Source organism: Hydrogenophaga palleronii (assembly GCF_031457455.1).
GTDB classification, from domain to species: Bacteria; Pseudomonadota; Gammaproteobacteria; order Burkholderiales; family Burkholderiaceae_C; genus Hydrogenophaga; species Hydrogenophaga palleronii_A.
On record NZ_JAVDWU010000001.1, the window covers coordinates 539,233 to 560,265 of the forward strand.

Annotated in this window: 18 protein-coding genes and 2 tRNA genes; 4 read left to right on the forward strand and 16 right to left on the reverse strand. The window is 63.9% G+C overall.

Features of this window, described 5'->3' with window-relative positions; translation table 11 throughout:
• The first annotated feature begins 7 nt into the window (after window positions 1-7).
• Window positions 8-613, forward strand: coding sequence for a PqiC family protein (locus J2W49_RS02520; protein WP_310311290.1), 606 nt, complete (start codon window positions 8-10; stop codon window positions 611-613).
• A 61-nt stretch (window positions 614-674) separates the two neighbouring features.
• On the opposite strand, the gene J2W49_RS02525 is transcribed toward J2W49_RS02520, so the two are convergent.
• The 8 genes from J2W49_RS02525 to J2W49_RS02560 all read right to left on the reverse strand — a co-directional run bounded on the left by J2W49_RS02525 (window position 675) and on the right by J2W49_RS02560 (window position 10,470).
• A complete protein-coding gene (locus J2W49_RS02525; protein ID WP_310311292.1) occupies window positions 675-1,628 on the reverse strand; it encodes an ABC transporter substrate-binding protein in 954 nt (317 codons plus the stop codon).
• 68 nt (window positions 1,629-1,696) lie between these two features.
• Window positions 1,697-2,668 carry an ABC transporter permease gene (locus J2W49_RS02530; RefSeq protein ID WP_310312136.1) on the reverse strand — a complete coding sequence of 324 codons (972 nt, stop codon included), beginning with the start codon at window positions 2,666-2,668 and terminating at the stop codon, window positions 1,697-1,699.
• A 46-nt stretch (window positions 2,669-2,714) separates the two neighbouring features.
• A complete protein-coding gene (locus tag J2W49_RS02535; protein WP_310311294.1) occupies window positions 2,715-4,199 on the reverse strand; it encodes a sugar ABC transporter ATP-binding protein in 1,485 nt (494 codons plus the stop codon).
• 61 nt (window positions 4,200-4,260) lie between these two features.
• Entirely contained in the window at window positions 4,261-5,439 is a 1,179-nt protein-coding gene (locus J2W49_RS02540; RefSeq protein ID WP_310311296.1) for a Gfo/Idh/MocA family protein, read from the reverse strand.
• Window positions 5,436-6,506: a sugar phosphate isomerase/epimerase family protein gene (locus J2W49_RS02545; protein WP_310311299.1), complete on the reverse strand. Its 1,071-nt coding sequence runs from the start codon at window positions 6,504-6,506 to the stop codon at window positions 5,436-5,438. The genes J2W49_RS02540 and J2W49_RS02545 overlap by 4 nt, the downstream gene beginning before the upstream one ends.
• 30 nt (window positions 6,507-6,536) lie before the next feature.
• Window positions 6,537-7,904 carry a xylose isomerase gene (xylA, locus tag J2W49_RS02550; RefSeq protein WP_310311301.1) on the reverse strand — a complete coding sequence of 456 codons (1,368 nt, stop codon included), beginning with the start codon at window positions 7,902-7,904 and terminating at the stop codon, window positions 6,537-6,539.
• A gap of 35 nt (window positions 7,905-7,939) precedes the next feature.
• On the reverse strand, window positions 7,940-9,424 hold the full coding sequence (gene xylB / locus J2W49_RS02555; RefSeq protein ID WP_405000982.1) for a xylulokinase: 1,485 nt from the start codon (window positions 9,422-9,424) through the stop codon (window positions 7,940-7,942).
• Entirely contained in the window at window positions 9,424-10,470 is a 1,047-nt protein-coding gene (locus J2W49_RS02560; protein ID WP_310311305.1) for a LacI family DNA-binding transcriptional regulator, read from the reverse strand. Before J2W49_RS02560 ends, xylB begins: the two co-directional genes overlap by 1 nt.
• 349 nt (window positions 10,471-10,819) lie before the next feature.
• Between J2W49_RS02560 and J2W49_RS02565 the strand changes: the two genes are divergently transcribed.
• On the forward strand, window positions 10,820-11,179 hold the full coding sequence (locus tag J2W49_RS02565; protein ID WP_310311307.1) for a PRC-barrel domain-containing protein: 360 nt from the start codon (window positions 10,820-10,822) through the stop codon (window positions 11,177-11,179).
• A gap of 300 nt (window positions 11,180-11,479) precedes the next feature.
• On the opposite strand, the gene J2W49_RS02570 is transcribed toward J2W49_RS02565, so the two are convergent.
• The 3 genes from J2W49_RS02570 to J2W49_RS02580 form a co-directional block, all read right to left on the reverse strand.
• Window positions 11,480-11,556 (reverse strand) — tRNA-Arg (locus J2W49_RS02570).
• A 56-nt stretch (window positions 11,557-11,612) separates the two neighbouring features.
• Window positions 11,613-11,689 (reverse strand) — tRNA-Pro (locus J2W49_RS02575).
• Between the two features lie 57 nt (window positions 11,690-11,746).
• The gene (locus J2W49_RS02580) at window positions 11,747-12,451 is read right to left on the reverse strand and encodes a glutathione binding-like protein (RefSeq protein ID WP_310311309.1); all 705 of its coding nucleotides are present in this window, start codon (window positions 12,449-12,451) and stop codon (window positions 11,747-11,749) included.
• 66 nt (window positions 12,452-12,517) lie between these two features.
• Between J2W49_RS02580 and J2W49_RS02585 the strand changes: the two genes are divergently transcribed.
• Window positions 12,518-13,183 (forward strand): hypothetical protein, encoded by a 666-nt coding sequence (locus J2W49_RS02585; RefSeq protein ID WP_310311310.1) that lies wholly within the window; start codon window positions 12,518-12,520, stop codon window positions 13,181-13,183.
• An 18-nt stretch (window positions 13,184-13,201) separates the two neighbouring features.
• Here J2W49_RS02585 and J2W49_RS02590 read toward each other — a convergent pair whose 3' ends face one another.
• From J2W49_RS02590 to J2W49_RS02610, 5 genes are all read right to left on the reverse strand, one after another.
• On the reverse strand, window positions 13,202-14,461 hold the full coding sequence (locus J2W49_RS02590; RefSeq protein ID WP_310311311.1) for an acyl-CoA dehydrogenase family protein: 1,260 nt from the start codon (window positions 14,459-14,461) through the stop codon (window positions 13,202-13,204).
• A gap of 40 nt (window positions 14,462-14,501) precedes the next feature.
• On the reverse strand, window positions 14,502-15,587 hold the full coding sequence (locus J2W49_RS02595; RefSeq protein ID WP_310311312.1) for a phosphotransferase: 1,086 nt from the start codon (window positions 15,585-15,587) through the stop codon (window positions 14,502-14,504).
• An 85-nt stretch (window positions 15,588-15,672) separates the two neighbouring features.
• On the reverse strand, window positions 15,673-16,392 hold the full coding sequence (locus tag J2W49_RS02600; RefSeq protein ID WP_310311314.1) for a Crp/Fnr family transcriptional regulator: 720 nt from the start codon (window positions 16,390-16,392) through the stop codon (window positions 15,673-15,675).
• Between the two features lie 138 nt (window positions 16,393-16,530).
• Window positions 16,531-17,310, reverse strand: a complete 780-nt coding sequence (locus tag J2W49_RS02605; protein ID WP_310311316.1) for an oxepin-CoA hydrolase, alternative type — start codon at window positions 17,308-17,310, stop codon at window positions 16,531-16,533.
• A gap of 27 nt (window positions 17,311-17,337) precedes the next feature.
• A complete protein-coding gene (locus tag J2W49_RS02610; protein WP_310311318.1) occupies window positions 17,338-18,858 on the reverse strand; it encodes a 3-hydroxyacyl-CoA dehydrogenase in 1,521 nt (506 codons plus the stop codon).
• 75 nt (window positions 18,859-18,933) lie between these two features.
• Here J2W49_RS02610 and J2W49_RS02615 point away from each other — a divergent pair, with 75 nt between their 5' ends.
• Window positions 18,934-21,033, forward strand: coding sequence for a hypothetical protein (locus J2W49_RS02615; protein ID WP_310311320.1), 2,100 nt, complete (start codon window positions 18,934-18,936; stop codon window positions 21,031-21,033).

Sequence of the window (21,033 nt, forward strand, 5' to 3'; positions counted from 1 at the left end):
CATGAACATGAATAAGAATCGCCGGCTCGCACTCACTGGCATGGTCATGGCGCCATGGCTGCTCACCGCATGTGCCCGCCCGACCGTGCCCACGCACTGGTACGAATTGCGCAGCCAGCCGCCGGAGCAGGTGCCCGCGGCGCGTCCGGGTGACGGTGCGCTGTGGGAAGTGGCCAGTGCGGTGGGCCTGCCCGGTGCGCTGGACCGCGAAACGCTGGTGGTGGCCAGCGGCGCGGCCAGTCTGGAACCCCTGGAAGGCCATCGCTGGGTGGAGCCGCTGCGCGACAGCATTCCGCGCCTGCTGGTGGCCGACCTGGCCGCGCTGCGTGGGCCAGGTCTGGTCTGGCGGGCGCCCGTACCGTCCGGGGTGAACGCCACCCGGCGCTTGCGGGTGGAAATCGTCAATTTGATGGCCGACGCAGGACGCCGGAATTTGCGCCTGCAGGCCCGCTGGTGGCTGGGCGACATGCGCGCGGGCGGCGCCGCACCCGCGCTGGGTCAGACCGATATCGACATCCCGATCAGCGATGCCTCGGTCGATGCGCTGGCTGCCGCGCACCGTCTGGCACTGTGGCAACTGGCTCTGCGCATCGTCGATTCAGGCCCCGTGTGAGGCAAAGCTGACCCATCTCCCAGTGATGCGCCGGGGGGAGGGGATCAGCTTGTCGTTCGCCTTAGAACGGCGAGTCCGGGTGGTAGAACTTGGAAGCGTTTTCCTTGGTGATCAACACCGAGGGAATGATGGTGGTGGCCGGCATGGCCTTGCCTGTGACGCGGGCTTCTGCTGTGAGCTTCATGGCGTCCGCGATCATGCTGGGCGAGTAGGTCACATCGGCGGTCACCACTGGGTCGCCATCCATCACTTTCTTGATGTAGTCCTTGGAGCCCGCGCCGCCCAGCACCAGCTTCACATCGGTGCGCTTTGCCTGTGTGATGGCGCGCTGCACACCCACCGCCATGTCGTCGTCTGAAGCCCACACGGCGTCGATCTGCTTGAAGCGGGTGAGGTAGTCCTGCATCACCTTGAAGGCGTCGTCGCGGTTCCAGTTGCCGTGTTTGGCGTCCAGCACCTTGATGTCGGGGTGGTTCTTCATCACGGCGTTGAACGCGTCTACACGCTCGTTGTCGATCACGGTGGGGATGCCGCGCAGAATCACCACGTTGCCCTTGCCGCCCATGGCCTTGGCCATGTATTCGGCCGCCACCTTGCCAAAGCCCGGGTTGTCGCCGGCCACATAAGCGTCTTGCGCACTCGGGTCGGTCAGGCCGCGGTCCACCACGGTGACGAACACGCCCTTGCTCTTCACCTGGGCCACGGGCCGGGTCAAGGGCGCCGATTCAAACGGCAGGATCACCAGGGTGTCGATCTTGTTCACCGTCTGCATGTCCTGAACCTGGTTGGCCTGCTCGGCAGCAGAGCCGGCGGTGCGCACGACGACCGTCGAGCCGGGGTACTGCTTCTCCAGTTCGGTCTTGGTTCGGTTGGCCCAGTACACCACGCCGCCGGTCCAGCCATGGGTGGCGGCAGGCACGGACACGCCCATCACCATCTTGTTCTGAGCGAAGGCAGGTGCGGTCATCAGTGTGCACACGGCCAATGAAATGGCCGAGAAAAGACGTCGATTCATGTTTGTCTCCTAGCTAGGTTCTTGAGGCAAAAATGGCCCGCCGGCCTCATGGCTGCGCGGCCGGAAGTTCATCGTCGCCCTCTTTGCAGGAAGGCCACGACGATGATCACGAAACCTTGCACCGCCGCGTTGAGGTATACGCTGATGATGCTGGTGAGATTCAGGATGTTGCCGATGACGGAGAGCAGAATCGCGCCCACCACCGTGCCCACAATGCGGCCCTGGCCGCCCTTGAGCGCGGTGCCACCCACGATCACGGCGGCAATGGCTTCCAGCTCCCAGAGCAGTCCGGTGGAGGGCGAAGCAGAGCCCAGGCGTGGCACGTAGAGCAGGGTGGCGATGCCCACGCAGATGCCCAGCAGCACATAGGTCAGGATCTTGATGCGGTCCACCGCCACGGCGGCGTAGCGCGCCACCTGTTCGTTCGAGCCGATGGCCTGCACATAGCGGCCGTAGCGGGTGCGGTTCAGCAACACCGCGCCGGCCACCGCCACCGCCAGGAACACCCAGATGGGGATGGGTATGCCCAGCCAGGCGCCGTAGTACACGGGGCCGTAGACGTCGCCCAGTTCATTGTCGAGCGTGAGCGCGCCGCCGTTGGAGAAGTAGGTAAGGTAGGCGCGGAAGATGCCTAGCGTGCCCAGCGTGACGATGAAGGGCTCGATGCGGCCTTTGGTGATGAGCACGCCATGCGCCAGGCCAAACGCCGCGCCCAGCGTCAGCGCCATCACCATACCCACCAGCACGGCCGCCACGGGGCTGCCCACCAGCGGGGCCACCCAGTTCATCACCATGATCATGCAGCCCGCGATCAGCGCAGCCATGGAACCCACCGAGAGGTCAATGCCACCAGAGATGATGACGAAGCACATGCCCACCGCGATGATGCCGATGAAGGCCGTGCGCGTGAGCACGTTCATCGCGTTGTCCCAGGTCGCGAAGTCCGGGTTGAGGATGGTGCCGGCGATGCACAGCAGCACCAGGCCGACGATGGGCCCAGCGTCGCGCAGGTATTGGCGCATGGGCTTGCCGGTGCGCATAGGGGAGGCGGCTTTGTCCGCAGAGAGAGTGAGGTCTTGCATGGTGTCAGTGGGTGCCCGTTGCGTGAGCAATGAGTTCTTCTTCGGTCAGATGGTCGGCATTCAAGGTGGCCTGGACAACGCCCGCCCGCATCACCACAACGCGGTGACACAGGCCGATCAGCTCCATCAGCTCCGAAGAAATCACGACGACGCCGCGACCTTCTGCCGCCAGGCGCTGGACCAGAAAATAGATGTCGCGCTTGGCGCCGACGTCGACACCGCGTGTGGGCTCGTCCAGCACCACCACGCGCGGGTCGGGCTGCAGCACCTTGGCCATCGCCAGCTTCTGCTGGTTGCCACCAGAGAGTGAGCCCGCAGGCGCATCGAGCGAGCCGGTGCGGATGCCGAAGTCGGCCACGGCCTTTTCCAGTGCGCGGCGCTCCGAACGCGGGTCTAGCCAGGGTCGCGCGTGGCGGTCCAGATCCATCAGCGTGAGGTTTTCCTGCAGCGACATACGGATGTGCAGGCCACAGCCCTTGCGGTCCTCGCTCAGGTAGGTCATGCCCTCGTGCGCCGCCTCGCGTGGGTTGCGAAAGCTCACCGTGCGCCCCGCCAGTTGCATCTCGCCTGCGCTTCGCGGGCGCAGGCCCAGCAGGCCTTCAAAGAGTTCGGTACGTCCCGCTCCCACCAAACCTGCAAAGCCCAGGATCTCGCCAGGGCGCACATCGAAGCTCACATCCTTGGCCCAACCCGGCACCGTCACGTGCCGCACCGACAGCAATGGTTCGGCCGCCGGTGGCGTGATGCGCGGCGGGAACATGTCGGAGAGTTCGCGGCCCACCATCAAATTGGCCATTTGATGGCGCGTGTGTTCAGACGTGGGGCCGCGCGACACGAATCGGCCATCGCGCATCACCACGATTTCGTCTGTTACGCGCTCCACCTCGTCGAGCTTGTGCGAGATGTAGACGATGGTCACACCCTGTTTGCGCAGCCGCGCAATCAGGTCGAACAGGCGCTGCGTCTCAGACGGCGTGAGCGTGGCGGTGGGCTCGTCCATCACCAGCAGGCGTGCGTTGCGCGACAGCGCCTTGGCAATCTCCACCAACTGCTTCTCGGCCACGATCAGGTCGCGTGCGCGGGTGTCGGGGTCGATGTCCAGGCCCACCTGCTGCAGCACGTCGCGCGCGGCGCGGCGCATGCTGGCCTCATCCAGCAGCCAGCCGCGGTGCGTCTCGCGGCCCAGAAAGATGTTCTGGGCCACGGTGAGATCGTCGGCCAGATTGAATTCCTGGTGGATCAGCACAATGCCGGCTTCTTCGGCTTCCCGCGAGCTGGCGAAGTGCCGCACCTGGCCATCGACTTCGAGGCTGCCACCGCTGAGTGACTCGTAGCCCGAGAGGATCTTCATCAGCGTGGACTTGCCGGCACCGTTCTCGCCCAGCAGGCCCACCATGCGACCGGGCGCGAGATCAAAGCTCACGCCGTGCAGCACGCGCACAGGGCCAAAGTCCTTGACGACTTCGTTGAAGCGCACGCTGAGGCTCACTGGACAACCCTCCGTGCTGCGCACTGCGGGGCTGAGCGCCTTCGGAACGGCCGGGCGGCGCTCACGCTTCCACCCCCACCCACTGCCCACCTTGCGCAGACGAACGCACCGCCGCTTCAATGAAGGCCATGCCGTGCACGCCGTCTTCGATGGTGGGGAACACCACGGCGGGCGCGATGGTCGAGCCATCGCGCGCTGCGCGCAGGGCCTGGGCAATTTCGGCATACACCGTGGCGAAGCCTTCCAGGTAGCCTTCGGGATGGCCCGAGGGCAGGCGGGTCACGCGGGCCGCGTCGGACAGGGCCGCGCCGGTGCCGCGCGAGATGATCTGGGTGGGTTGGCCAAACGGCGACCAGTGCAATTGGTTGGGGTGTTCCTGTCGCCATTCAATGCCGCCTTTGTCACCGTAAACGCGCAGGCGCAGGCCGTTTTCATTGCCGGGTGCCACCTGGCTGGCCCACAACATGCCACGCGCGCCACCGGCGAAGCGCAGCATCACCTGCACGTTGTCGTCCAGCGCGCGGCCGGGCACGAAGGCGCTGAGTTCGGCGCACAGCGATTCGGTTTGCAGGCCGCTCACGAAGGCCGCGAGCTGGTAGGCGTGGGTGCCGATGTCGCCGATGCAGCCACCCGCCCCAGCGCGCGCCGGGTCGGTGCGCCAGGCGGCCTGCTTCTGCCCGCTGGATTCCAGCGATTCGGTGAGCCAGTCCTGTGCGTATTCCACCTGCACCACGCGCAACGTGCCCAGAGCGCCTTCGCGCACCAGCTGGCGTGCGTGGCGCACCATGGGGTAGCCGCTGTAGTTGTAGGTCACGGCCAGCACCAGGCCGCGCGCACGGGCCAGCTCGCGCAGGCGCTGCGCCTGGGCCAGCGTGGTGGTCACCGGCTTGTCGCAGATGACGTGAATGCCGGCCTCAAGGAAAGCCTCCGCCGCTGGTGCGTGCTGATCATTGGGTGTGACGATGGCCACGGCCTCGATGCCGTTGGCACCCAGCGCGGCTTCTTCACGCGCCATGGTGCGGTAGTCAGGGTAGGCGCGGGCCAGGCCCAGTGCCTGGGCCGAACGCAGGGCCTTTTCCGGGGTAGACGAGAGCGCGCCAGCGACCAGCTCGAAGTGGTCGTCCAGCCGCGCAGCGATGCGGTGTACCGCACCAATGAAGGCACCTTCACCACCCCCCACCATGCCCAGGCGGATGCGGCGGCCAGCGCCTTCAGCAGCAGAGCCGGCTTCGATGGTCATTTCGCGGCCTCCTGCAGGCCCAGCATGCGGCGCAGTTGCGCGGGGTCGGTGTCGCCACCGGCGAAGTCGTCAAAAGCCTTTTCGGTCACGCGGATGATGTGCTTGCGGATGAACTCCGCGCCTTCAGCCGCACCGGCTTCTGGGTGCTTGAGGCAGCACTCCCACTCCAGCACCGCCCAGCTGTCGTAGTTGTACTGCGCCATCTTGGAGAAGATGGCGCCGAAGTCCACCTGCCCGTCGCCCAGCGAACGGAAGCGCCCGGCGCGCTGCACCCACGGCTGGTAGCCGGAATACACGCCTTGCCGCCCGGTGGGGCGGAACTCGGCGTCCTTGATGTGCAGCGCCTTGATGCGCTCGTGGTAGATGTCGATGAATTCCAAGTAGTCCAACTGCTGCAGCAGGAAGTGCGAAGGGTCGTAGTTGATGCAGCAGCGTGCGTGGTTGTTCACGCGCTCCAGAAACATCTCGAAGGTGGTGCCGTCGAACAGGTCTTCGCCGGGGTGCAGTTCAAAACACACATTGCAGTCGGCGTCTTCAAAGGCGTTGAAGATCGGCAACCAGCGCTTGGCCAGTTCGTCGAACGCGGCTTCGATCAAGCCGGCAGGGCGCTGTGGCCAGGGGTACAGAAACGGCCAGGCCAGCGCACCGGGAAAGCTCACGTTGCTCTTGAGGCCCAGCCGTTGAGAAGCCTTGGCTGACAAGATCATCTGCTCCACCGCCCAGGCCTGGCGGGCCTTGGGGTTCTTGCGCACGCTTTCAGGGGCGAAACCGTCAAAGGCTTCGTCGTAAGCAGGGTGCACGGCCACCAGCTGCCCTTGCAGGTGCGTGCCCAGCTCGGTGATTTCCACGCCGTTTTCGCGCGCCACGCCGGCCACCTCGTCGCAATAGGTCTGCGATTCAGCGGCCTTGTCGAGATCAAAGATGCGTTTGTCCCACGACGGTATCTGCACGCCCTTGAAGCCCAGACCGCCGGCCCATTTCGTGATCGATGCCCAGGAATCGAACGGTGCGGTGTCACTGGCGAACTGCGCGAGGTAGATGCCGGGACCTTTGATGTTGGTGGCCATGTCAATGTCTCCTTGTCTGCTTGTCGAAACTCAGATATAGCTGTTGACCAGGTGCTCCAGCCGTTCCTGCTGAGAAGAGCGCGGCTGGGGCTCAAGGCCTTCGGCTTCCACTTCACGCGCCAGCGTCTCCAGCGAGCGCTCGCCTTGCAGGATGGCCTGGCCACGTGGTGTGTTCCAGCCCTGGTAGCGCGTGTCCACGTGGCGCTGCAGCGCGCCGTCCTGCACCATCTTCTCGGCCACCAGCAGCGCGCGTGCGCACAGGTCCATGGCCGTGGCGTGGGCCCACACCAGGTCGTCCGGATCGATGGACTGGCGGCGCAGCTTGGCGTCGAAGTTCAGGCCGCCCTGGCCGATGCCGCCGGCCTTGAGCACCTCGTACATCGTCATGGCCACCTGGGGCAAGTTGTTGGGGAACTGGTCGGTGTCCCAGCCCAGCATCTCGTCGCCGCGGTTCATGTCCAGCGAGCCGAAGATGCCCAAGGCACCGGCCAGCGCAATCTCATGTTCAAACGTGTGGCCGGCCAGCAGCGCGTGGTTCTGTTCGAGGTTGACCTTCACCTCGTTTTCCAGCCCGTGCGCTTTCAGAAAGCCGTAGACCGTGCCCACGTCGTAGTCGTACTGGTGCTTGGTGGGTTCAGCCGGTTTGGGTTCGATGAGAATCTGGCCCTTGAAGCCGATCTTGTGTTTGTGCTCCACCACCAGGTTCAGGAAGCGGCCCAACTGCGCGAGCTCGCGTTTCAGGTCGGTGTTGAGCAGGGTCTCGTAGCCTTCACGTCCGCCCCACAGCACATAGTTGTGGCCGTTGAGACGGTGCGTCATTTCCAGCACGTTTTTCACCTGTGCGGCGGCGTAGGCGAACACGTCCGGGTCCGGGTTGGTGGCAGCACCCGCCAGGTAGCGCCGGTTGCTGAACAGGTTGGCCGTTCCCCACAGCAGCTTCACACCGGTCTCGTCCATCTTGCGTTCGAACACGCCTTCGATGCGCTTCAAGTGCTCGTTCGATTCACGCAGCGTGGCGCCTTCGGGGGCCACGTCGCGGTCGTGGAAGGTGAAGAACGGCGAGTCGATCAGGCGGAACAGATCAAACGCCACGTCTGCCTTGTGCAGCGCCATGGCCATGGGATCACCCGCGCCGTGCCAGGGCCGCACAAAGCTGGGCTCGCCGAAGGGGTCCGTACCTCCCCAACCGAAGCTGTGCCAGTAGCAGGTGGCAAAGCGCAACTGGTCTTCCATGCGCTTGCCCAGCACCATGCGGTTCTTGTCGTAGTAGCGGTAGGCAAAAGGCTCGGCGGCTGTGGGCACAAAGCCTTCGCCACGAAACGTGAACGGCTCGCGAAAAGAGAAATAGGCACCGCTCTTCGCTGCGTCCGTGGGGGAGGGGGACAGGGTTGTGATCATGGTGAAGTGGGTCTGGTGCGTGACAGTGAAAAGGGTCAAGTGGCCGTGGCCCGGGCAACCACTGGCGGGTTGGGAGGCGGTGGCACCTGCCGCGCCAGTTCGTACAGGGTGCGCCAGCGGTGGTGAGCCTCGTTGTAGAAGGCAAGGCGCCGGGCGTCGGGTTCGAAGCTGCGCAGGCGTTGTGATTTGGCATACCTGGCTTCGCCACCAGCGGCGGTGCGTGCCAGGCGTGCGGCACCCAGGGCACAGCCGTGTTCGCCGCCTTCGATCTGGTGCAGTGGCATGCCCAGCACGTCGGCCAATATCTGGCTCCACTGCGCAGAGCGCGCGCCACCGCCCAGCAGGTCGGCATCCATCAGTTGGGTGCCGGCCGTGGCCAGGGCGTCGCGCGCATCGCGGAACGCAAAGGCCACGCCTTCGAGCACCGCCTGGGTCATGTCTGCACGCCCGGTGTCGGCCGAAACATGCATGAATCCGCCACGCACCTCGCTGTCGTTGTGCGGCGTGCGGTCGCCGGAAAGGTAGGGCATGAACCAACAAGAAGCGGGTGACGTCTGGGACCGGTCCAGTTCGTTGAGTAGCTGAGACTCGTTCACGCCATTCGTGCGCGCCCACCAGGCCAGTGAAGCCGCGGCCGAGAGCTGCACGCCCATCTGGTGCCACAGGCCGGGCAAGGCATGGCAAAACGCGTGCACGCCCTGGTGCGCGGCCGGGGCAAAGCCGGCGGTGGTGGCCCACAGCACGCCCGAAGTGCCCAGCGAAACAAAGGCATCACCCGCCTTGACCGCGCCCACGCCCACGGCACCCGCTGCGTTGTCGCCCGCGCCACCTGCAATCACCGGCGTGTGATCAAAACCCCAGCGCCGTACCCATTCAGAGCGCAACTGGCCTGCCGGTTCACTGCCTTCAACCAATCTTGGCATCTGGGCTTCGGTCAGCCCGCAGGCAGCCAGCAATTCTGCTGACCAGCAGCGCCTGGCCACGTCGAGCCACAGCGTGCCCGAAGCGTCAGACATTTCTTCGATGAACTCACCGCTGAGCTTCCAGCGCAACCAGGCCTTGGGCAGCAAGACCTTGGCAACCCGCGCAAACACTTCCGGCTCATGCTCGCGCATCCACAGCAGCTTGGGCGCGGTGAAGCCCGCCATGGCCGGGTTGCCGGTAAGCTCGCGCAGATGCACGGCGGGCGCTTCCAGTTCGGCGCACTGCGCACCGCTTCGCGCATCGTTCCACAGGATGCAGGGGCGCAGCACTTCGTCGTCGGCACCCAGCAGCGTGGCGCCATGCATCTGGCCAGACAGGCCAATGCCGAGCACGGCGGCGAGCGCCCGAGGGTGTTTGGCGGCAAGCTCGTCCAGGCAGCGTTCGGTGGCCTGCCACCACTCCGCCGGGTGCTGTTCCGACCAGCCCGGCGCAGGCCGCTGCACGGTGAGCGGCGCAGTGGCCGTGGCAATGGTGGTGTCGCCGTCAAGCAGCAGCGCCTTGATGCCGGAGGTGCCCAGGTCCAGGCCCAAGGTGATCACGGTAGGTTGTCCTTCAGGTAGATGTCAATGCGAATGCGTTCCTGGTCGGCGATCACCGGCTCTTGCGACCATTGCGCCAGCGCCACGCGCAGGGCAGAGCGGATCTCGTGGCCCGCGTCCTGGTTGATCACCGCGTCCATCGTGCCGTCGAGCAGGTCTGTGCGAGAAGCGGGCGTGAGCTCGTGGCCCACAAAAACCGTGTTGTGCGCGCGGCCGCTCGTGCGCAGCGCCGTGCTGATACCGCCGTTGCCGGCGCCCACGCTGTAAATGGCCGCGAGGTCCGGGTGTGCAGTGAACAACTCTTTCGTCAACACCTCGTTGCGAGTGGCATCGTCCTGCCCTTCCAGCGGTGGCAGCACGGTCAGGTGCGGGTGCTCATGCGCCATCACCTGGTTGAAGCCGAAGTAGCGTTCGGCATGGTCGCGCAGCGACAAGCTGCCCAGAATGATGGCCACCTTGGCAGGCTGCCGGCCGACGAAGCGGCCCACCAGCGTGGCGGCGGTGCGGCCAGCGGCGGTGTTGTCGATGCCCACGTAGTGCTGGCGCGTGGAGGAGGGCACGTCCGACACCAGCGTGATGACCACGGTGCCCGCCTGCGTGAGCTGGTCGATGGCCGAACGCACGACGGGATGGTCCAGCGCCATCACCATCACCGCATCCCGCTGGCCCTCTTGCGCAAGCAAGGCTTTGGCCAGCTCGCCCGGGTTGAACACGTTGACCGCCAGCACTTCGGAATCGATGCGCTGGTCGCGCATCCACTCCACGTTGGCTGCGATCTGTTCACTCAGCAAACCGACGAAGCGGTTGGCACCCGCCGGCAGCAGAAACGCCACCCGCCGCAAGCGCGAACGCGCCAGCTTGGCCGCAGAAGGGTCGGGCCGGTAACCCAGGCGCCGCACCGCCTCATTCACCCGGGCCACCGTGGCCGCGCGCACGCCGGGGCGTTTGTTCAGCACCCGGTCTGCGGTCGCCAGGCTGACCTGCGCGTGCTGCGCCACGTCTTCCAGCGTGGCGCGCACCTTTGGGGTGTTTTTCGCTTCCATGAAGGTATTTTGAGGTGCGCACCTCAGAAAATCACTCAGGGTTTTTACCAATCTTGGTTAGCTTTCTGAGGTTCGTAACTCGGAGGGTGATCGGGATGCTTGAGGTGGCCTGCGAACCCCTTTGTCGGTCCGCGACCGGAGGTCGGGAAGAGATCGGGAAGAAGTGGCAGCTCTCCCGTATTTGCTGCAAGTCTTTCATTCCATGCAGGCTGGGTACGCGCGCCATTGCACCACTCGCAAGCCCATTGCCCATAGGCCACGCTCGCCTGCGGTTGGATCAGCCGCAGGCACAGCGCTTGCCACTTGTTGATCTCATTCCATCCACGCTTTTTTGCTAAAGGAGGCAATCATGAACACATCCATCTCAACGTCCAACTGCGATGTCATCAGCTCAGACAAGGTGGAAGGCACCGCTGTGTACAACAACGCAGGAGAGAAGCTGGGCACGATCGACAATTTGGTGATCGACAAGCGTTCGGGTCAGGTGCGCTATGCCGTGCTTGAGTTCGGCGGCTTCCTGGGGATGGGTACAGATCGCTACCCATTGCCGTGGTCAATGCTCAGCTATGACACCGATCGCGACGGCTATGTGGTGCCCATCGACAAGAGCCGCCTCGACGAGGCACCACGCTATCCACTCGCCGACCCATCCCCTTTCACCACGGACGCAAGCTACGGCCAGCGAGTCAACAGCTTCTATGGCTACTGAGCACCCTGGTCGCACCCCTCCCATTTTTCACCAGAGAAAACGCCATGGAATTCAGAACCACTGCGCACTGGGAAAACCCGGGCCGACCACGAACGCGGCCGGAGAGGCTCAAGGCGTGCGAGTACCGCTCAAAGACGAAGTCCCGATCGATCTGGATCCGGCGACCGGCAAGGTGGGCGACGTCGCGAGCAAATGGTGGGAAGCCGATGCCAGAGATCGGGCCACGGATCGAGCGGACGACCAAAGCATTGAGCGGATGCACAAAGAGCGGCTTCATCGACGCCACCCATGGATTGCTTTTGGCCTGCCCGGAGGGACTCGAACCCCCGACCTGCTGCTTAGAAGGCAGCTGCTCTATCCAGTTGAGCTACGGGCAGACAGGGTGATTTGATACAAAAAAGGCCCACACTGTGGGCCTTTTTGTTTTTATGAATGGTCGGAGCGGCGGGATTCGAACTCGCGACCCTCTGCTCCCAAAGCAGATGCGCTACCAGGCTGCGCTACGCTCCGACTAAGCTGCGAATTGTACCCTGTGAATCACCCGGTTCTGGGCCAGCCTGATTTTGCTCAGCGTTTTTTGTATTGGGTCTGCCCAAACAGCACGTCGCGGGCCTTGTCGTCGGTCAGCGGTTTGCGTGCATCGGCGAGCACCGCCACGCCGCGTTGTACGGCAGGGCGGGCGTTGATGCGGTCGAACCACACTTTCAGGTGCGGATAGTCCGCCCAGTCGATGCCCTGGTTCTGCCAGCTTCGGAGCCACGGAAAGATCGCGATGTCGGCCACCGAGTACTGCTTGCCTGCAATGAAGGGGTGCTTGGCCACCTGCGCGTTCATCACGCCATACAGGCGCTTCGCTTCGTTGGTGTAGCGGTTGATGGCGTATTCGATCTTCTCTGGCGCGTAGAGGCGGAAGTGGTGCGCCTGCCCGAGCATGGGGCCCACACCGCCCATCTGGAACATCAGCCATTGCAGCACGTCGAACTTCTGCCGGTCGGTCTTGGGCAGCAGCTTGCCGGCCTTTGCCGCCAGGTACAGCAGAATCGCGCCCGATTCAAACAGGCTGATCGGCTTGCCGTCGGGCCCGTCGGGGTCCACCAGCGCTGGGATCTTGTTGTTCTGGCTGATCTTGAGAAAGTCGGGTTGAAACTGGTCACCCTGGCCGATGTTGATGGCGTGTACTTGCCAGTCGCGGCCCAGTCGCCAGCCGCACTCTTCAAGCATGATGTGCACTTTGTGCCCGTTGGGCGTTGGCCAGGAATAGACGTCAATCATGGTGAAAAGGGTTTATAGGTGAAGGAATGCTCATAATGATCGCACCCCACGAGATTTCGCTGCGACATGTTTGAACGCTTGAAGAACGCCTTGTCCGCCCGCCGTGCCTCATTGCCAGAAGACGAGGCGCTGCACCACTGGGCCATGGAAAGAATGCTGGCTCACGTGCCGCGCCAGCACGGTGGCTATGCGATCGCCGGCCAATGGATGGACCGACCGTTCCGGGCCGAATGTGCACCGTCGGCGCGCAGCTACATCGAGGGGTTCGAGTTCAAGGCCAAGGCCGAACTGGCCCTCACCCACGAGGTGCACCTGATCCTGATGAACCGCGCGCTCAAGCGCACGCTGGAGGCGCAGGCAAACAGCTTGTACGAGAACGTCACCGACGGCGTGAAGACCACCGCGAAGCAGTTGCCCGAAGAAGTCCGCTGGTTGTCCATGTACCGCGATGCCGGCTGGCCCGGGCCGGACGACAGTTTCTGGGCGCGGTACGCCGTGCTGACCGACGCACCCGAGATTGCCCGCCGCTGCCTGGACACACAGATCATTGAATTGCTCATGGACTGGCCCGAAGGCGTGGACGAGCGCACGCCGATGATGTTCATGTTGATTCGGGGCAATGCCTATGTGCGGATGCAGGTGGATCGCCCTTCGGACAGCGAGGCCGTGCTGCATGCACTGGACATTTTTGAGCAATTCAGCGCCCAGGCTGTGAAACAGCTCGAACGCTGAAGCGCGTGCGCTGCGGGTTCAGCAGCCCCGCGTGACGGGCATGTCCACCTCCGATTTCACAGCCATGTGCCGGGCCAGTTCGAGCTTGGCGATGGACTGGCGGTGCACCTCGTCAGGGCCGTCGGCCAGGCGCAGTGTGCGCTGGTTGGCGTAGGCGTAGGCCAGCGGGAAGTCGTCGCTCACCCCACCGCCGCCATGCGCCTGAATGGCCATGTCGATCACATCACACGCCATGTTGGGCGCCACGACCTTGATCATCGCGATCTCGGCCTTGGCCACCTTGTTGCCCACGGTGTCCATCATGTAGGCGGCCTTGAGCGTCAGCAGGCGCGCCATCTCGATGCGGCAGCGTGCATCGGCAATGCGTTCGTGCCAGACCGACTGGGCCGACACCGGCTTGCCAAAGGCCACGCGGCTGTTGAGGCGCTGGCACATGAGTTCCAGGGCACGCTCTGCCGAACCGATGGAGCGCATGCAATGGTGAATGCGGCCCGGGCCAAGGCGGCCTTGGGCGATCTCGAAGCCGCGGCCTTCGCCGAGCAGCAGGTTGCCCACCGGCACCCGCACGTCCTTCAGGATCACTTCCATGTGGCCGTGAGGCGCATCGTCATAGCCGAACACCGACAGCGGGCGCACAACCGTGACGCCCTTGCTGTTGGCCGGCACGACGATCATGGATTGCTGCGAATGCCGGGGCGCGTCGGGATTGCTCTTGCCCATCACGATGTACACCGCGCAGCGGGGATCACCGGCGCCGGACGACCACCACTTGCGGCCATTGATCACGTATTCATCGCCATCGCGTTCGATCCGGCACTGAATGTTGGTGGCATCGCTGGAGGCCACCTCGGGCTCCGTCATCAGGAACGCCGAGCGGAAATCACCCCGCAACAGTGGCTCCAGCCACTCGTCTTTCAGCTCCTCGCTGGCATAGCGCTCAAGGGTTTCCATGTTGCCGGTGTCGGGCGCCGAGCAGTTGAACACCTCGGCCGCAAACGGAACGCGGCCCATGATCTCGCACATGGGCGCGTACTCCAGGTTGGAGAGACCCTGTGGTGCGCGCACGCTGCGCGGCAGGAACAGGTTCCACAAGCCGGCGGCCAGCGCCTTGGGTTTGAGTTCTTCGATCAGGGTGGTGGGCACCCATGCATTGCCCTTGGCACGGTTCGCCGCAATCTCGGCGAAAAACCGGCCCTCGTTGGGGTAGATGTGTTCGTCCATGAACGCGAGCAGGCGTTCGCGCATGTCCTTGACCTTGTCGGTGTAATCGAAGTTCATCGGGGCTCCTGTGGGTGTGTAGGGGGGCGCGGTCAGGCCATCAGCCTGCGCTCGCGAATCGCCAGGCCAGTTCCGCCATGGGGCGGGCACCTGCCGCAGAGCTGACGGCCTGCGGGCTGGAAGCGGTGCCGGTCTCGACCCGCTTGGCAATGCCTTGCAGGATCGCTGCCAGGCGGAACATGTTGTAGGCCAGGTAGAAGTTCCAGTCGGCCTTGAGCTGGTCGGGCGTGGTGAAACCGGTGCGTTCGCAGTAGCGGGCGATGTAGGCGTCTTCGCGTGGAATGCCCAGGGCGTCCACATCCAGCCCGCCAATGCCCCGGAATGAGCCCGGCGGAATGTGCCAGGACATGCAGTGGTAGCTGAAGTCGGCCAGCGGGTGGCCCAGCGTGGACAGTTCCCAGTCGAGCACGGCCAGCACCCGCGGTTCTGTCTTGTGGAACATCAGGTTGTCGAGCCGGTAGTCCCCGTGCACGATCGACACCATGTTGTCATCGCGCGCCATCGCGGGAATGTTCTGCGGCAGCCAATCCATGAGGCGGTCCATCTCGGGGATGGGCTGGGTGATCGACGCCACGTACTGCTTGCTCCAGCGACCGATCTGGCGTTCGAAGTAGTTGCCGGGTTTGCCATAGCCCTCCAGGCCCACGGCAGACGGTTTCACCGTGTGCAAAGCGGCCATCACGCGATTCATTTCGTCGTAGATCGCAGCGCGCTGGTCGCGTGCCAGTTCGGGCAAGGCCTGGTCCCACATCACACGGCCTTCCACACATTCCATGACATAGAAGGCGCGCCCGATGACCGATTCATCTTCGCAGAGCACGTGCATCTTGGCCACCGGTACATCGGTGTTCTGCAGCGCGCTCATGACCCGGAATTCACGCTCGATGGCGTGTGCCGAAGGCAGCAGCTTGGCCACAGGCCCCGGTTTGGCGCGCATCACGTAGGCACGGTCGGGCGTGATGAGCTTGTAGGTCGGGTTCGACTGACCGCCCTTGAACATCTCCACCTGCAGCGGGCCGGCAAATCCCGCCAGGTTGGCGTTCAGCCAGTCTTGCAGCGCGGACTCGTTGAAGGCATGCTGCTCTGAAACGGGCCGGGTGCCAACGAAGTTCTTGTTGATGCTCATGCTCGTTGCCCGTGGTTGGCTGTCAGGTCGGTGGCGCCTGGCTGGGCACGAGTGCCATGGAGCACTTCGCCCCAAGCGGTGAGGGTCAGGATTCGGCTTCGGCAATGCGCATCAGCATTTCCCGGTTGCGAACCACCAGCCCGCCTTGTTCGATACGGATCGCGTCCTCGCGCTCCATGGATTTGAGTTCCTGGTTCACCCGCTGCCTCGATGCGCCGAGCAGTTGGGCCAGTTCTTCCTGCGCCAGTTGCAGCCCGATGCGAATCTCGTTGCCGTCGTTCAGACAGGGCACGCCGTAGCTGCGCACCAGGTGCAGCAGTTGCTTGGCCAGCCGTGCACGCAGGGGCAGGGTGTTGAGGTCTTCCACCAGTCCGAACAGTGTGCGGATGCGCCGTGCCTGCAAGCGCATCAGCGCTTCGTACAGCTCCACGTGCGCGCTGAGGATTTTCTGGAAGTCGGTACGGGCCACGTTGAGCAAGGTGGTCGGGCCATGCGCATACGCGTCGTGCGTGCGCTGATCGCCGTCGAACATCGCCACGTCGCCAAACCACACCCCCGGCTCCACATAGGTGAGGGTGATCTGCTTGCCAGAGAGCGAAGTGGAGCTCACGCGCACCGCACCCTTGGCCACTGCCGACCATTCGGAGGGCGGATCGCCTCTGGCGACGATGAGGTCGCCATCCTTGAATCGCTTGACGTGGGCGCATCGGAGTATGTCGTGTCGCAGGGAGGGTGAAAGAGTGCTGAACCAGCGACCACTGTTGATCGCCTCGCGTTCTTCCATTGTCAGAATCGGTTCGTCCATTGGCTGTCTTATGAGTGACTGGAAATGAGTGGATTGTCGCCACAGGGACCCGGAGTGCGCATCAGGGAATGCGCGAGCCGCTGTCCCTCAGGCGTCGCGGATGGGAGTTGAAAGCGCTTGAGCACCCGCCATCGGGTGTCAGCGGTAGCGGGCAGGGCGCTTTTCCAGGAACGCCGAAATGCCCTCGCCAGCGTTGGCGTGATGAAGGTTGCGCACGAAATGGTCACGTTCGGCACCCAGCTGGCTGTGCAGCGAGCCCGTGGGCACATCGTTGGCCAGCTCCTTGATGCTGGCCAGCGCATTGGGCGCCCGTGAGTTGAGCTTTTCAGCCATCGACAATGCCTCCGTCAGCGCGTCGCCCTGGCTGCACACCTGGGTGATCACACCCAGCGCATACAAGCGCTGTGCGTCCACCCGATCGCCTGCCAGCATCAACTGCATCGCCGTGGCCCGAGGCATGGAGCGCATCAGGCTCCAGGTGGCGCCGCCGTCTGGAGACAGACCGACATTGCTGTACGCCATGACAAACACGCTGTTGTTGGCCGCCGTGATCAGGTCACAAGCCAGCGCCAGCGAAAAACCTGCGCCGGCGCAAGAGCCTTCCACGGCTGCGATCACCGGCTTTGAAAAAGCGCGGATGGTCTCTATCCAGTTGTGGAGGCCTTCGATGCTCTGGGCTTGCACCTCCGGTGCCTGCTGGCGGTTGGACAACAGGCGCTGCAGGTTGCCGCCCGCACAGAAGTGACTGCCTTCGCCGGTGATGACCACGCTGCGGATGTCATCGTTGCCCTCGGCCACGTTCAGCGCCTCCACCCCCGCTGCGTACATTTCCGGGCCCAGTGCATTGCGGTGTTCCGGGTTGCTCAGCGTGAGCACCATGGTCTGGCCATGGCTGTGGCTTTTGAGTGTGGCTGTCATGGGGGCAGTCGTTGAGGTGATCGGGCTTCAGATTTCTTCGTGGGTCAGGCTCAGGCCCAGTGCGCCACGCCGGCGCAGCCAGGGGGAAGGGCGGTAGCGTGGGTCACCGTACACCGTCTGCAGATTGAACAGAATCTCCAGCAAGTTGGTGGGACCGATGCGGTCGCCCATGGCTAGCGGTCCCATCGGGTAACCGAGGCCGAGCGTGACGGCCACATCCAGGTCGGCTGGCGTGCAAATGCCTTGCTGGCACATGTCGGCAGCGATGTTCACGATGGTGGCCACGACCCGCTGAGAAACAAAGCCGCCACTGTCGCGCACCACGCTCACGGGCTTTCCGTCGAGGGCAAACAGGGCGTGGGCTGCGTCGCGCATGTCGAGGCGGGTGGCCGGGTTGGTGGCCAGCACACGCCGCTTGGTGGCACCGTCTTCCAGCATCATGTCGAGGCCCACGGTGCGGGTGGCGTCCAGCCGCTCGACGGCGGCGATGGTGGTCACATCCAGGCCCAGCGGGGCGACCAGAATCAGAGCCGACTCAGACGGCGCTGCACCGGTCTCGATACTCGCACCCAGTGCCTTGAGCAACTGGTAGATCTCTGGCCGGCGAGCCGCTTTGGGCGACACCCACACTGGAGGCAAGGCCGCCACCTCGGGTGCTGGTGGGTCCGCAGGAACCTGCGCAACACCTTCTTGGTAGGCGTAAAAGCCTGCGCCCACCTTCTTGCCCACCACACCGCCGGCCAGTCGCTGCGCGGTGATCACGCTCGGGCGGTAGCGCGGCTCTTCAAAATACTGGTGGTAAATGGACTCCATCACCGGGTGCGACACATCCAGCGCGGTGAGGTCCATGAGCTCGAACGGTCCGAGCTTGAAACCCATCTGATCTTTCAGGATGCGATCGATGGTCGCGAAGTCTGCTACGCGCTCACCGACCACCCGCAAGGCCTCGGTGCCGTAGCCGCGTCCAGCGTGGTTGACAATGAAGCCCGGTGTGTCTTGCGCCGATACCGGGGTATGTCCGAATTGCCGTGCGTAGTCAGAGAGTTGCTTGCAAACAACGGGGCCGGTCTTGAGCCCGGCGATGACTTCGACCACCTTCATGAGGGGAACCGGGTTGAAAAAGTGGTAGCCCGCGAACTGCTCCGGACGGCTCAGGCCAGCGCCAATCGCCGTGACCGAAAGAGACGAAGTGTTGGTCGCGAGCACCGTCTGGGTGCTCACGATGGCTTCCAGTTCACGAAACAGGCGCTGCTTGACATCCAGCTTTTCCACGATCGCCTCGACGACCAGCGTGCAGGGCGCCAGAGCGGAAAGGCTGTCTGCCACCGTCAGCCGATCCACGCAGGCCTGCAGGCCTGCGGCGTCCATCTTTCCTTTCTCCACCAGCTTTTGCCAGGTGGCATGGAGCGCGCTCCTTGCGGCTTCGGCCGCTCCTGGCTGAACGTCGAACAGCACCACCCGGCTTCCGGCCTGCGCTGCCATCTGGGCAATGCCCCTGCCCATGGCGCCGGTGCCAACTATGCCCGCAGTTTCAAAAATGGCTTGCATATCAAGGTATTAACTCAGGAAGTTCGGTGAGAACCTATGACAGAATGATTCACCGAAAAACAAAGGAAAACTGACGTGCGCCAGTTCTGGTTGGGCTGTATTTTGCTATCAACTGTGCTGAGCAGTGCCGCCGCGTCCTTGGGGCGGCACAGTGGCGCTGCGGTCATCGGTCGTCCGCTGGACGTGCGGGTTCAGGTTTTGCTGGCGCCGGGCGAAGAATTGAACGCACTTTGCCTGGCGGCCGAAGTGCGCTATGGCGACACCTTGTTGCCCTCAACGGTCGTGAGCGTGAGCCCTCAGCGCACCGCGCCCGATGCCGAGGCCTCCATTCGCGTGCAGGCTGCCCGGGCCATTGACGAACCCATTGTGATGGTCAATGTGCGAGCCGGATGCAATGCCTCGCATTCCCGGCAATTCGTGTTCCTCGCCGACCTGGTTCCTGACACCCAGGCTGCGCAGCAGCCTGCCGCCGGTCCCGCACCTGTCGCTGCCGCTCCCCTGCCTTCCGCAGGGTCTCGTCCAGCGCCCGGAGCTGCCTCCGTGTCGCCGGATGCGTCCGATGCAGCAGGGGCGGGGCAGGCCTCACCTCGGCGTCCAGCACCTCCCGCCGCAAGGCCGAAAGCACCAGCTCAGGCACCTTCCCCCAGTGTGGTGCGTCGTCCTGCCGCCATGCCGCCTCCCGCCCCTGTGCCACGTTTGCAGCTGGATCCCGTGGATATCAGCCTGAACATTGAACGCAATCCCACGCTCCGGTTGTCGATGACCATGCTCAGCGAACCCACCGATTCGGAGGAGGTTCGTGCGAACGCAGCGCGGTTGTGGGCGGCCATCAACGCTTCGCCCGAAGACATCTTGCGCGACGCGCAAAAGCTTGCTGTGCTGGAGGCCGAGGCGCAAGGCCTCAGAAGCGAAGAAGCCCGCAATCAGGCCACCATCGCGGAGCTGAACGCGAGCCTTGAGCGTTCGCGTTATGTCAATTGGCTGGTCTACCTGCTCGCGGCCTTGTTGTTGATGGCGGTAGCAGCCTTGATTGTGGTCTGGCGCAGAAGGGGCGTGGCGCAGGATGGCGAAGCGTCCAAGGCATGGTGGTCAGACGAGTCCAAGGCCGAGCTGGCCGGTAAGCCGAGAGAAAAGTCTGCTTCTGCCAAGGTTGACGACCTGGACCTGGCACTGGACTTTGAACTGGGAGAAGACTCCGGCTTTGGTGGACCCCGGCAGAACGATCCTCCGGTATCCCGGTCGAGGACACGCGAGAGCGACAGCATTCCCTCCATTCCTTCGCGAGACAAGCGGGACTTTTCGGCGAGTGCCATCGGCGGGTCGCGTTCCGTGGCCACGGAAGAGCTGTTCGATATTCAGCAGCAGGCAGATTTTTTTGTATCGCTGGGTGAGGATGAGCAAGCCATTCAGGTTCTGGTGAACCACCTTGCAGACAGCCATGAGCCCAGTCCGCTGGCCTACCTTGATTTGTTCAAGCTCTACCACCGGCTGAACCGGCGTGAAGACTACGAGCGTCTGCGCACGGAATTCAATGTGGTGTTCAACGCGGGTGCGCCACCGTTTGAACACTATACGGATCAGAGCCGCGGTCTTGAAACTTATGAGGCCGCATTCACCCGGATTCAGGCGCTCTGGGGCGATGCCCGTGTGCTGGACGTGATCGAGCAGTCGATATTTCGCGAGGCCGGCGATGGCGAGAGCGGTGGCGAAGTGTTTGACCTTGAAGCGTACCGGGAATTGCTTCTGCTTCATGCCATCGCCAAGGAGATTGTCAAACGCGAAGCTGCAAACGATGCACCGACCAATTTTCGGCACACCAAGGTGCAACCGCTCAAGGCCGCTGGCACCATTGGCGCGCCAGTGGTTGCCCAACCGTCTGCCACCGAAGGTGGGGCCGGAGCGTCTGAGCGCCACACGGAGCCGATGGAGGCGATGCCGCCTGCCTCACCCCGATTGGGTCTGGACGTAGACCTCTCGGAGCTGGATGCCTATTCGGAGTTTGAGGCTTCGCTGCCGGAAGTGGCCAGGCCTGTTGAGCCGACTTCAAGGCCCCGTTCGCTGACGGAGTCATCGAAAGACGGCCCGGCGAGCAACATGATCGACTTTGAGTTGCTCGACTTCGTGCCGCCATCGGACGATGCGTCGTCCGATCCTGGCAACCAAGACAAGAACTGA